Genomic DNA, 12,827 nt, shown 5'->3' with positions numbered 1-12,827 from the left:
TGCTTCGCCAGCTTGAGTCGGTGTCTAGGGTTGGCGGAGTCCCTCCTCATGCAGCAGCGCTTGCAGCGTGTCGAGCCGCGCGCCGTCAAATGCCATGACGGTGCCTTGCTCGAACGCCCGGCGCGCCAGCCCGGTGAGCACCGCGCCGGGCGGCAATTCGATTTGCAGGCGTACGCCACGCTCGTAGGCGCTCTGCACCGTGCCGCGCCAATCGACGACACGGCACATGTTGAACGCGAGGTCGTCGCGCAACGCATCGGCCTTGATCACCGGGCGGGCGCGGCTGCCGCTGAGATACCCCAGGGATGGCGCTTTCAACGGCACCTCGGCAAACGCTTCGGCCAACGTCCGGGCCGGTGCCTCCAGCAAAGGGCAATGGGACGGCACGCTGACCGTCAATCGACAGGCCTTGCCAGCGCCTTGGCTACGAGCCAGCCCAGCAACAACGCCCATGGCTTCGTCGCTGCCGGCAATGACCACCTGGTTGTCGGCGTTGATATTGGCCAGGTACACCGGCGTTGTTTCACTGTGCACCCGGGCCAGCAAGGTTTCCACGGCGGCGAGGTCCAGGCCGATGATCGCGGTCATGCCATAGCCTTGCGGGTACGCCTGCTGCATCAGCTCGCCGCGCAAGCTGACCAATCGCAGCGCATCCGCAAAGTCCAGCGCACCGGCCACGACCGCCGCCGGATACGCGCCGATGGACAGCCCCGCCACGTAATCCGGCGCGGGGGCCTGTTCCAGCAACCGACGGGCCGCGGCCACGCCAGCGATCAGCAGGCACAGCTGCACGGCGCGAGTCGATTGCAAAGCCTCGGCGCTGTCCAGTCGCAAGACATCTTCACCCAGCACATCCCCCGCCTCGTCGAGGATCAGCGGCGCCAAGCCATGAAGCATGCCCACGCGCTGCGCACCCTGGCCGGGAAAGACGAAGAGGCTGCTCACGCGACCCGCTCCAACGAAGGTTGCCAAGGATCGCTCACCAGCCGGGCCTGGACATCATCCTTGAGCAAGACCCGACGGGACGAACCCGCCCACTCGCGCAGGGCGACGGCGCCGCAAGGCGTTTGCAATTGCATGTCTACGGCGCAGACCGAAGCATCCAGCAGCGCCAGCAATTCCTTGGCCTGGAGGCGCCCCAGACGATGCGGCGTGCGCAGGATCAAATCCAGGTCGCTGCGCTCATGCAGTGCCTCGACGCCCGTGGCCAGTTCGAACCCGGCGCTGCCGCTGATGCCCCAGGTCCAGCCACTGGCATTGAGCAATGGCCGCAACCGGGCCAGCGCGTGCAAGGCCGGAAGGTCGCGAGGCGACTCGACCTGGCAAAGGTCCTCCGGGCGCACCCGGCGCTGGACCGCTACCACCGGCATCGATGTGGCGTAACGCTGCTCCCGGGCGCGACCGCGTACACCCACCGCGACGTGCCCAGGCGAGGACAACGCCCGACGCACCACCACCGGCTGCCCGAGGTCGAGCGACTCGACAGCCCAGCCCGGCGCATCCGCAGGCAACTGCAGGGCCGTCATCCCCCAGAGCAGGTCATGGGCCAGGAACGTACTCACCACTGCGCCCTCAACAATTGGCGCACGGTGCTCGAAGCGGCTCGATGGGCCGCGCCCAGGCGATTGCTCAGATCCCGAGGCCCGCCAGCCACGTCGTTGATCGCTTGTTGCAGGCAATCAATCACCCGGCCCAGATCCGCCGCCGTCGGCTGCTCGATCTGCTCCACCGACAAGGTTTCCCAGAGCAGCCCCAGGCTGGCGTAGCTGTCGATGTCATAGGCCATCGGCGGCACGCTGGCGGCCAGGGCTTCGAGTTCTTCGACACTGCGCAGGGTCACCCGCGCCGCCGAGGCCTTGCCCATGGCGTGGACCATCACGCCCGGGTCGCGCAGGGCGATCAGCCGGTTGGCCTGGTAGCCGTGGGCGAGGAACGCACCGGACATCGCCTTGCCCACCAACAAGCCAATCACCGGATGCCCGGCCAATCGGGCACGGGCATAACTGTCCGCCGCGCCGGCCAGCGCCTGATGAATCCCGAGGGCTTCTTCGCGGCGGCCGTAAGCCTGGCTGGGCACGTCGACAATGGCAATCAACGCACGTTTGCGAGGCGCATTGCGGTCGGCTTCGATGGCATCGTCCACTGCCTTGGCCAGGCCCCAGCCTTCGAGCAAACCCACCTCGCCGTTGCGCGCCCGGGGAAAACGGTTGTCGGGATCGGCCACCACGGCGAGCAGGCGCGCGGTTTGTCCGCCCAGCGGGACATCGGCGACTTTCAACGACGCCGGCAGGCCGGCCAACGCCTCGGCGCCACCGCTCAGGGCCTCGAACCAGCGCAGGCCTCTCAATGAATACGAAGTCATGGACGTTCTCCCTGATACAGCTGGCGAACCGCTGCCGGTTCGATTTGCACGTCGGTGTCCAAGCGAGCCAGGCGTTGCAAGAACAGTTCGGCCTGACCGCTGCGGTGTTCGCTGGGCACCCCAAGGTGCAACAGTTCGCTGACCTGCCGACGAATCTGCGTGACGTCGTCGGCAGCGTAACGGTCCACCAGTCCGGTGGCGTAACGCTGCTCGCCGCCGGTCAGGCTCCAGATGAAGGGCCGGTCGCGGGAGTCGTATTCGTCGATCCCGGCTTCCTGCTCGATCACTTGCGGGCCGTTCAGCCCCAGCCGCGCTTCCTGGGTCACCAGCAGATAACTGCACAGCCCTGCAGCGATCGACATGCCACCAAAGCAGCCAACGCTGCCGGCGACCACGCCCACCACCGGCTGGAATTGGCGCAGGTCGACAATCGCCGAGTGAATCTCGGCAATCGCCGCGAGCCCGAGGTTGGCTTCCTGCAACCGTACGCCGCCGGTTTCCAGCAGCAGCACGGCGCGGGTCGGAATGCCTTTGCGGTTGTCTTCGGCAGCCAGCTCCAATGCTCCGGCGATTTTTGCCCCGCCGACTTCACCGAGGCTGCCGCCCTGGAACGCCCCTTCGATGGCAGCCACGACAACCGGCAGACCGTCGAGGTTGCCCTTGGCGATCACCACACCGTCGTCGCTCTGCGGCACCACGCCCTGGCGCAGCAGCCACGGCGACATGACGCGCTGGAAGGGGTCGAGCAATTCGCGGAACGTACCGTCGTCGAGCAAGGCCCTGGCCCGTTGCCGGGCACCGAGTTCGACGAAGCTGTGCTTGTTGAGCAACGCTGCGCTGTCAGTCATGGCCGATCTCCTCGAAACCTTGCTCCAGGCGCAGACGCACCACGCCGGGGGTGGCGCCGAAATCATGGATGTCGATGCTCATTGCCGGCGGCGTCTGGCCGTCGAACATGCGGGTGAACAAATGCTGCCAGCGTTGCTCGCTGCCGTTGACCGAGGTCTGCACGTGGATGGTCAATTTGCCCGCCAGTCCAGGTTCGATCAGCACTTCCAGGTCGCCCGAGCCGACGCAACCCACCAGCGCCCGGCCCCGTGGCGGCTGTCCGGCGGGGAATTCAAAGGATAAGGTTTCCATCAGCAAGCTCCTGGGAAGAGGCCATCGCCGCGTTCGATACGGTCGAGAAACAGGCAGGCGGCGAGCAAGTCGGCAGCGCCGCCGGGCGATGCGTTCAAGGTAATCAGTTGTTGATCCAGCGCGTGCAGTTGGCGGCGACCGCCCAGGCTTGCACTGCCACCGGCGTCGAGCACCGCTTTGGCGCCGTGCTGCATGGCCTGCAAACCGGCTTCCCCAGCGCGGTAGAGCACGCAGGTGTCGGCCAGGTTGGTCATGATCGCCAACAAGGCATCGAGCCGGGCGTTCTGTTCGCCCGCACCCGCCGCGCGACTGCGCTTGAGTTGCGGCAGGCCCAGGCCGGTCACCGCCGGGAACGCCAGTTGCGCTTCCTCCCGGGCACCGCGCACGCCGTAGCGTTGGGCGACCAGGGCGCCATGGCTCAGGGGTTGCGGTGCAAAACGGTCATTGAGCAAGGCCAGGCGTGCGGCACGTAAAGTGACGGCACTGGCAACACTCGATTCAGGTTCCAGCGCCGCCGCCGCGACCAACAGGCCCAAGGCCCAGATCGCGCCACGGTGGGTATTCACGCCGCCCGTGGTCACCCGCATGGCGGCTTCACCTTCACGGCCGATCCGGCCGAGGGCTTCGCGCAGTGGCAGGCCGATTTCGCCGCAGTCGAGGGCGGCCTCGGCCATTTCCTTGAAGGCCGGCCACAGCGACAACGCCGAAGCGTGCATCAGGCCCAGGTGCAAATCGGTGTGGGCGCCGCTGCCGCGACGGTCCACCAGCGCCGGTTTGGGCGAGAGGTCGGCCTCGTCGATCAACGCGTCCACCGCGAGGTCGGCCAAGCGTTCAGCCAGGGAGATTGGCTTGGGTTGCAGGTTGAGGACGCGCATTTACCAGCTCCTGAACTTGGCGGGCGGGTTGTAGAGGCCACCGGACCACTCCACCAGATCGGCCACGCTCTTGGCCGCGAGCAATTCGCGGGTGGCGTCGGTGCGGCGAATACCCAGGTCTTCGGGCAAGGCGATCAGCCCTTCGCGGCGCATGCGCGCGGTGTCTTTCGGGTCATGGCGCAAGCCGATGGCCGTCACCCCGGCCACGGCGGCAATCATCGCCTGGCGCTCTTCGAGGGAACGGGCCTTGTACAGGTAGGCGATGCCTTCTTCGGTCAGCAGGTGGGTGACGTCGTCGCCGTAGATCATGATCGGCGCCAGCGGCATGCCGGCTTTTTTTGCCACGTCCACCGCGTCGAGGGTGTCGACGAAGGTCGGCTTGCCACCCTCCTGGAACGTCTCGACCATCTGCACCACCAGTTTCTTGCCGCGTTCAAGCAACGGCGCCTCGCCGTCGCCGTGACGCATGTCGAGCCAGGCCGGCGTGCCGTGACGACGACCGCGCGGGTCGTGGCCCATGTTCGGCGCGCCGCCGAAGCCAGCGAGGCGGCCACGGGTCACGGTGGAGGAATGACCGTCGCCGTCCACTTGCAGGGTGGCGCCGATGAACAGGTCCACCGCGTACTGCCCGGCCAGTTGGCAGACCATGCGGTTGGAGCGCAGCGAGCCGTCATGGCCGGTGAAGAACACATCCGGCCGAGCGGCAATGTAGTTTTCCATGCCCAATTCGGTGCCGAAGCAATGCACGCTTTCGACCCAGCCACTTTCGATGGCCGGGATCAGCGTCGGGTGCGGGTTGAGGGTCCAGTTGCGGCAGATCTTGCCTTTCAGGCCAAGGGATTCGCCGTAGGTCGGCAGGATCAATTCGATGGCGGCGGTATTGAAACCAATACCGTGGTTGAGGGACTGGACGTTGTGTTTTTCGTAGATCCCGCGGATCGCCATCATCGCCATCAGCACATGCACCGGCTTGATATGACGCGGGTCGCGGGTGAACAGCGGCTCGATGTAGAACGGCTTGTCGGCCACCACCACGAAATCCACCCAGGACGCCGGGATATCCACACGCGGCAGGTCGCTGACGTCATCCACCAACTGGTTGACCTGGACGATGACGATGCCATCGCTGAACGCCGCCGGCTCGATCAGCGCGGGCGTGTCCTCGGTGCTCGGGCCGGTGTAGATATTGCCGGCGCGGTCGGCCATGAAACCGGCCGAGAGCACGACGTTGGGAATCAGATCCACCACCAGCCGGGCATAGAGCTCGATGTAGGTGTGGATCGCGCCGATTTCCAACAGGCCGTCTTCCAGCAATTGGCTGATGCGCAGGCTCTGGGTGCCGGCGAAGGAGAAATCGAGCTTGCGGGCGATGCCGCGTTCGAACAGGTCCAGGTGCTCGGAACGACCGACACTGGGCATGATCATGTGCAGATCGTGCAGCGTTGCAGGATCGGCCTTGGCGAGGGAGCGGGAAAGGAAATCCGCCTGCTTCTGGTTATTGCCCTCCAACACCACGCGGTCGCCGGGCAGGATCAAGGCCTCCAGCGCCGCGACGATTTTATCGGTGGGCAACACCACGCCATCGGCAAGGCCCTCGACCAACGCCAGGCGCCGCTGTTTTTCGCTGCGCCGCCGCGTCCATCGCGAGTCGGGGGATATTGTTGTTGTCATGACCACTCCACGGGTTCGCTGTCGTGGGGGTCACATTAGGAGTGTTGTGGCGCGGACATCAATCAAGCCCGATGGCGGATCGTTACGGTGGGCGTAATGGTTGAATGGCGCAGCGGACAATGCTTCTGTGGCGAGGGAGCTCGCTCCCGCTCGGCTGCGCCGTGGGAGCTGCCGAAGGCTCGGGCCGCGTTCGGACGATTTTTTGATCTTTCGCTTGAGATTCAATTGTCTGGGGAAAGGTCGCAGCCTCGTTGCACTCGACAGCTCCTACGGGCGCGACCCAGCGAAGCAAGCTCCCTCGCCACGGCTTGCGACATCCGGATGAGGGCCTACCCGTGGAAGCCCCCAGTCTGGACTCAGTTGCCGACCAACCCCGCCGCAATCACCAACTCCTCCATCGCCAGCAAATCCGGCACTTTCGCCACATGTTCCCCGACCTGCACCGCCGCCTGCTCCAGCCCGCACAGCGGCACGTCGACGTAGCTCAACTGGCTGTCGAGCTTGCAGGAGCGGGGGATGCCTTGGACCAGCAGGGCCATGAAGCGCAGCTCCGGCCGCCCGCCCAGCGCGTTGAGCACGACGATGCGGGCGCGCTCGCCGATGACGGTTTTCTGGCCGCAGGCCGACTCGAAGCTCAGCAACGGGATTTTTCGCTCGCGCCAGCTTACCCAGCCCAGGAACCACGGTGGCGTGTCCATATCGAAGGCGCTGCGCTGGTAGTCGATCAGCTCGGCCACCGCCACGTTGGGCAAGATCAGATGACGATCGGCCAATGGCAGCAACAGCCCGGTAAGGTGGCTGGTACGAGGGTGAAAGTCATGCATGGGTCTTGCTCCAGTACGCGATGCTGTCGAGCAGCACCGATTCCTGGTACGGCTTGCCCAGGTAGTCATTGACGCCGATGGCCATGGCGCGGTCGCGGTGTTTCTCGCCGGTGCGGGAGGTGATCATGATGATCGGCAAGTGCGCCAGGCGTGGGTCGTTGCGCACTTGCGTGGCGACTTCGAAGCCGTCCATGCGCGGCATCTCGATGTCGAGCAGCATCAGGTCCGGCGAGTGTTCGGCCAACAAGGCCATGGCGTCCACGCCATCCTTGGCGGTGAGGACGTGCATGCCGTGGCGTTCGAGCAAACGGCTGGTGACCTTGCGCACCGTCACCGAGTCGTCCACCACCAGCACCAGCAGCGGCCGTTGCGGTTCGCCCTCGCCTTCAGCCGGCACTTCGCGACGCGGGACCTGGTGGGGCAAGGCGCGGATCGGTGCCAGCAGGTCGAGAATCAGCACCACTCGCCCGTCCCCCAGGATCGTTGCCCCGGACAGGCCGCGCACCGCCGAAAATTGCGGGCCGAGGCTCTTGACCACGATCTCCCGGGTGCCGGTGGTGGCGTCGACCTGAACCGCGACATGCCGTTCGTTGCACTGCACCAGCAACACCGGCAAAGGCTGGCTCTGGCCCAGCAGTTTCGGCCGGGCACCGGTTTTCAGCAGCTCGCCCAGGTAACACAGCTCGTAGCGTTGCCCGGCGTAGGTGTAGGTCGGCGGATCGAGCTGGTAATAGCCATCCAGTTCGGCGGGCAGCACCCGGACGATGCTCTCGATGGTGTTCAGCGGAATGGCGTATTGGTCTTCGTGGCACTGCACCATCAGCGCGCGGTTGACCGCCACGGTGAACGGCAGGCGGATGCGGAAATGCACACCCTGCCCTGGCGTGGAGTCGATGGACATGCTCCCGCCCAGTTGCCGCACTTCCTCGTGGACCACGTCCATGCCCACGCCACGCCCGGAAATCTGGGTGATCTTTTGCGCCGTGGAAAAGCCTGGCTGGAGGATAAACTGCAACACGTCACGGTCACTGATGTCGCTGTCAGGCGCCAGCAGGCCCCGTTTGATCGCCTTGCGTCGCACCGCGTCCAATGGCACCCCGGCGCCATCGTCACGGATGTCGAAAATGATGTCGCCGCCCTCCCGGGACAAGTCGAGGCTGATGCGCCCACGGGCCGGCTTGCCGGCGGCGATGCGCACGTCAGCCGGCTCCAGGCCATGGTCGACGGCGTTGCGCAGCATGTGTTCCAGAGGCGCGGCCATGCGTTCGAGCACGTTGCGGTCCATCTCGCCCTCGGCATTGTCGACCACGAACTCGACGTCCTTGCCCAATTCCTGCGCCACTTGCCGGACGATGCGCTTGAGGCGCGGCAGCATGCGCTCGAACGGCACCATGCGCGTACGCACCAGGCCTTCCTGCAGCTCGGTGTTGATGCGCCCTTGCTGTTGCAGCAGGTTTTCCGCGTCGTGATTGCTGCGGTCGAGGGTTTCCTTGAGATCGAGCAAGTCCGAGGCCGACTCGAACAATGCCCGGGACAATTGCTGCAGTTGCGAATGGCGATCCATTTCCAGCGGATCGAACTCTTCGTAGCCCAGGCGCTCGGCGTCCACTTGTTGACGACTGAGGATCCGTCCCTGGGTTTCGGTATCCAGGCGCCGCAACTGATCGCGCATGCGCTCGATGGTGGTTTCCATCTCGCCCAGCGCCACGCGCGCGTCGTTGACCTGTTGTTCGATGCGCCCTCGGAAGATCGAAGTTTCCCCGGCCAGGTTCACCAGGTCATCGAGCAGTTCGGCGGACACCTTGACCATGTCCGCGCCGTCGCTCGGCGTAGCGGGTTCGGGTCGCGCAGGCGGCGTTGGCGATGGGGCGATTGGCGGCGCGGCAGCGTCTTCTGACGCCTCGCTCGCCTGTGGATGGTTGACCGCCTGGATCCGCGCAATCAGCCGGTCACCGGGCGGGCACGGCTGGCCAGCGCGAACGGCGTCGAGCATTTGGGCCAGACGGTCATGGCCGCCCTGCACCAGGGTAAACAGCGCCGGGCTCGGCTGCAGCAGTCCTGTCGACAACCCTTCATAGAGGTTTTCCAGCTCATGGGCGAGGTCGCCGATGGGCGCGATTTCGACCATTCGTGCGCCGCCCTTGAGGGTATGCAGGTCGCGCAACAGGGTTTCCACGGCCTGGCGGTTCGCCGGATCCTCCTGCCAGCGCAGCAACGCCGCGCCGGAACTGTCGAGGATGTCGAAGCCCTCTTCGAGGAATATTTCCAGGAGCTCGGGGTCATGGCCCGCGGCGTCACCTTGATGGGACGGCGGCAGCTCGATGGTATTCGGCTTGTCCTGGCGGAACCGGTGCAGGGCATCGATCAGCGCAACGGGGTCGCCCAGCGGCTGTCCTTGCTGCAACTGCCCGAGCAGCAGGTCGAGACGCTCGTGACTGTTGTTGAGCAACTGCGCCAGCGCCTCGCTGTAGCTGTAGCGGCGGTCCACCAACCCCTCATAGAGATTTTCCAGTTCCTGGGCCAGATCACTCACCGGCCGGATATCGGCCATGCGCGCGCCGCCCTTGAGGGTATGCAAATCTCGCTGCAGCGATGACAGTGGCGCGCCGTTGTCCGGGTCCGCCAGCCAGCGTTGCAGGGCGTGGGCGGCGCTTTCGAGGATGTCCTGCGCTTCTTCGAGGAAGATCGAAGCGATGTCATCGTCCACGGTGGCATGGGTGCTCGCGCCCTGTTCCATTTCGGCCGTCGCCTGGCCCAGCTCGCGAATGCTCAGGGTGCGACTGCCGTCGCTGCGAATCAGCCCCGTGGCGGCCGGGTCGAGACTTTCCTGGAGCAGCGTGCGAAGAGCCTGCACCCGCTCGGGTTGCGAATGCACTTCCTGCCCGGCCGCCAGTTCGTCGAGCATGTCGATCAACGCTTCATGGGCGCGTTGCGCTTCCTGGAAAAATGCGTCGCTGACCGCCAGGCTGCTTTCTTCGACCGCGCCGTAAAGGTCGAGCAAGGCTTCGCAAAGTTCATCCACCGGGTGCAGGTCGGCCAGGTGCGCGCCTTCGCCCAGGGTGGTCAATTCGTCGAGCAACGCGCTGAGCTCCTGGCCTTCGCCAGGATGCTGTTGCCAGCGCTGCAGCAGGTTTTCAGCATCCAGCAGGATGTCCATGCCCTGGGCGAGGAAGTTGTTGATCAACTGCGGATCACGCTTGGTCCGCGCGCCTTGGTCCGGTGTGCCAAGGACCGCTTGCAGGCGCTCGGTCATCAGCACCTGGGCGCGCTGGATCAGGTCGGCGGCGCCGGGGATCGGCGCCAGCGGCTCGCTGTGCAGTTGACGCAGCCCTCGTCGCAACAGCCCTTCGCCTTCGAGCAGCAGCTCCACCTCATCCAGGTCCAGGGCGATCAAATGCGCCTTGTATTCCCGGGCCAGTTCGTCCAACGCGCCGGCGAGCTCGGCAATGGGCAGCACGCCAGCCATGGAGGCGCTGCCCTTGAGCGTGTGCAAGGCACGTTGCAGTTCGTCGTTGGCCTGCAGTGGAAGGTGTTCGGCGGCCTGGTCGAGGAAGCGATTGAGCGCGGCGAGGTGCCCCTGGGCTTCGTTGTCGAAGATCTTCAGCAACAGCGGGTCAAGCGCCGCCACGTCCTGTTCGTCGTCCTCCTCGGCATCGCCGCCCTTGGCGAGCCCGTGGGCGCGAGCGGCCAGGCGGTCGACATCGTCACGCTGGCGCTGGTGATGAGCAGCGAACTCAGCGACCAGCCCCGGCAGCAATTGCACCGTCTCGTCAACCAGCTGCCGCACCGAAGCGCCCGGCTCGACGCTGCGTTCCAGCACGCGGTTGAGCAGGTTTTCCACTGCCCAGGCCAATTCCCCCAACACCAGCGCCCGGACCATCCGGCCGCTGCCCTTGAGGGTATGGAAAGCCCGCCGCAGTTCTGTCAGGGCGCCGTGGTCGTCGGGGTCGGTCGTCCAGCGCGGCAGGTATTCATGCAGGACATCCAGAACTTCATCGGTCTCCTCGAGGAACACCTCGCGCAGTTCATCGTCCACCGGGCTTTCATCCACGGGGGGCGGCAACAGGCTACCCGGCATGTTCCTCGCCGGCGGGTTGACCGCCGAGACCGGGTTGGCCAGGACTTCAGCCAACGACTGCACGGTCTGCGGATCGTCCAGTTCCTGCAAATCCTGCATGACCTGGGCTTCGTTGGGGCTCAGCACGTCATCGAGCAAGGGGACGCGAGCTTCGTCAGGGAAATAACCGAGGACGCCCAGGCTGTGCTCGACCCCGTCCAACAGGCTCTCGGCGGGCTTCAGCGGGTCTTCGCCCAAGCGCTCCAGGTAATATTCCAGCCCGCTGATCACATCGGCCAAATGATCGAGCTCCTCCCACCCTGGCTGGGCATGTTCAAGCAGCAGGTGCTCGCGGATGAATTCGTTGCACGCCTCCACCAGCCTGGCGGCACGGCTCAACGGAATCATCGCCAGCGCGCCGCGTACCTGGGTCAGCAGCGCGGGCATTTCCGTGAGCTGCGCGCTGTTCCAGTCGGCGTCGATGTAGTCGACGATCATGTCCTTGGCCTGTTGCAGGCAGGTGTGGGCTTCCTTGATGACGATCTGATGGATCTGGGTCAGGTCGATCGTCGGCAGGTGGTTGTCTTCGCGGCTTTCAGGTTCGACGGTGCCAACCATGCCGGCCAGCGTCGCCTCGACGTAGAGCAAGGCACCGGCGACGTCCATCAGCGTCGCATCGTCAGGCGCGCGCTGGCCCTGGGCGAGGCTCAGCACCACGGCCAGCTGATCGATGATGACTTTGCGCGGTTGGCCAAACCCCAGCACCGCCAACGTGTCAGCGATTTGCCGCAAGGGCGCCAGCAGGCTGTCCAGTTCCGAGGCATGCTGGCGATCGCTGCGCACGAACAGGTCCAGGCGCTCCTTGACCCGCACCAGCTCCTCGCACAGTGCGGCAAGGACCGAGCGCATGGCATCGCGATCGGGCCCGGCCAGGCGCGCGCGTTCTTCGTCGACCATGGCGCTGTCGGGCAGCGCATCGTCCAGTGAGTAGCGTTCTTTCATGATCTGCATCTGCCCGCTGGGATGTTCGGCCTTGGCAATATAGAACAACAGACTCTTGAGCAGGTGTGGCGGGGCCGGCTGATTGATGCCGGAGATGCCTTGTTCCAGCAAGCGCTTGAGTTCCTTGTCGGCATCCTTGAACAGGCTGCGCAGCGCCGGGCTGTTGGCGATACGCCCGTCCCGCATGCCTTCGACCAGCGCCGAGGCGACCTGCCACAACGCATTGAGCGGCGCTCCGGCGCACAGTGCTTCGAGACGATGGAAGACCTTGGCCAGGTAACCGAGATGGGTGACGTCGTCCTGCTCACGCAGCAATCCCGCCAGCGCGACTTGCAGGCTCTGGCGCAATTTGCGCAAGGTGTTCGGCAGGTCGGCCGGTTCGAGCCGCTTCAAGGCGTCATCGTCGAGCGGCGCGATGTCTGGCAGTTCCGGGCTGAACAGGCGGGTCTCGGACAACAGGCCTTCACCCCGGGCGCTGCGCAAGTCGTTGATCAACGGCAGTACCACCAACGGCAGGTCGCGGCGGGCACCGTGGACGCGCTCAAGGTAAGTCGGCAGTTGGCCCAGCGCCTGGCGCAACAGGCTGATGGCCTCGTCGCGGTGGCCGATACGGTTGTCCTGCAAGGCGATGCACAGTTGCTCCATTTCTTCGGCGAGCAACGCCGCGCCATAGAACTCGACCATCTGCAGGCCGCCATGGACTTGATGGATGCAGGCCAGGCACTGGCCGAGGGCATCCGCTGCCTGCGGATCGTCCACCAGCCGGTTGAGGGCCAGGTGGGCCTGCTTCAGCGTTTCGGCAATCTCGCCCCTGACCCATTCCAGGGCCACATAGTCGTGCCGATCACCCATAACCACTCCAAATCAACCTGAGCATGTGAGCTTTTGTGGCGAGG

General features: G+C 65.4%; 9 protein-coding genes. All 9 read right to left on the bottom strand.

Features of this window, described 5'->3' with window-relative positions; all coding sequences use genetic code 11:
• Positions 1 to 24 precede the first annotated feature (24 nt).
• Entirely contained in the window at positions 25 to 945 is a 921-nt protein-coding gene (gene mdcH, locus M8Q45_RS26895; RefSeq protein ID WP_249877071.1) for a malonate decarboxylase subunit epsilon, read from the bottom strand.
• Positions 942 to 1,565, bottom strand: coding sequence for a malonate decarboxylase holo-ACP synthase (locus tag M8Q45_RS26890; protein WP_249877070.1), 624 nt, complete (start codon positions 1,563 to 1,565; stop codon positions 942 to 944). The genes mdcH and M8Q45_RS26890 overlap by 4 nt, the downstream gene beginning before the upstream one ends.
• The gene (gene mdcE / locus M8Q45_RS26885) at positions 1,559 to 2,362 is read right to left on the bottom strand and encodes a biotin-independent malonate decarboxylase subunit gamma (RefSeq protein ID WP_249877069.1); all 804 of its coding nucleotides are present in this window, start codon (positions 2,360 to 2,362) and stop codon (positions 1,559 to 1,561) included. Before mdcE ends, M8Q45_RS26890 begins: the two co-directional genes overlap by 7 nt.
• A complete protein-coding gene (locus M8Q45_RS26880; RefSeq protein ID WP_249877068.1) occupies positions 2,359 to 3,210 on the bottom strand; it encodes a biotin-independent malonate decarboxylase subunit beta in 852 nt (283 codons plus the stop codon). Before M8Q45_RS26880 ends, mdcE begins: the two co-directional genes overlap by 4 nt.
• Positions 3,203 to 3,502: a malonate decarboxylase subunit delta gene (locus M8Q45_RS26875; protein ID WP_030137891.1), complete on the bottom strand. Its 300-nt coding sequence runs from the start codon at positions 3,500 to 3,502 to the stop codon at positions 3,203 to 3,205. The genes M8Q45_RS26880 and M8Q45_RS26875 overlap by 8 nt, the downstream gene beginning before the upstream one ends.
• Positions 3,502 to 4,377, bottom strand: a complete 876-nt coding sequence (locus tag M8Q45_RS26870) for a triphosphoribosyl-dephospho-CoA synthase (protein WP_249877067.1) — start codon at positions 4,375 to 4,377, stop codon at positions 3,502 to 3,504. Before M8Q45_RS26870 ends, M8Q45_RS26875 begins: the two co-directional genes overlap by 1 nt.
• Positions 4,378 to 6,048: a malonate decarboxylase subunit alpha gene (gene mdcA / locus M8Q45_RS26865; protein WP_249877066.1), complete on the bottom strand. Its 1,671-nt coding sequence runs from the start codon at positions 6,046 to 6,048 to the stop codon at positions 4,378 to 4,380.
• Positions 6,049 to 6,404: 356 nt separating this feature from the next.
• The gene (locus tag M8Q45_RS26860) at positions 6,405 to 6,872 is read right to left on the bottom strand and encodes a chemotaxis protein CheW (protein ID WP_249877065.1); all 468 of its coding nucleotides are present in this window, start codon (positions 6,870 to 6,872) and stop codon (positions 6,405 to 6,407) included.
• Positions 6,865 to 12,783 carry an Hpt domain-containing protein gene (locus tag M8Q45_RS26855; protein ID WP_249877064.1) on the bottom strand — a complete coding sequence of 1,973 codons (5,919 nt, stop codon included), beginning with the start codon at positions 12,781 to 12,783 and terminating at the stop codon, positions 6,865 to 6,867. The genes M8Q45_RS26860 and M8Q45_RS26855 overlap by 8 nt, the downstream gene beginning before the upstream one ends.
• Positions 12,784 to 12,827: the final 44 nt, after the last annotated feature.

The organism is Pseudomonas sp. T1.Ur (assembly GCF_023516725.1).
Classification (GTDB): Bacteria; Pseudomonadota; Gammaproteobacteria; order Pseudomonadales; family Pseudomonadaceae; genus Aquipseudomonas; species Aquipseudomonas alvandae.
This window is presented reverse-complemented; position numbering and strand designations above follow the sequence as displayed.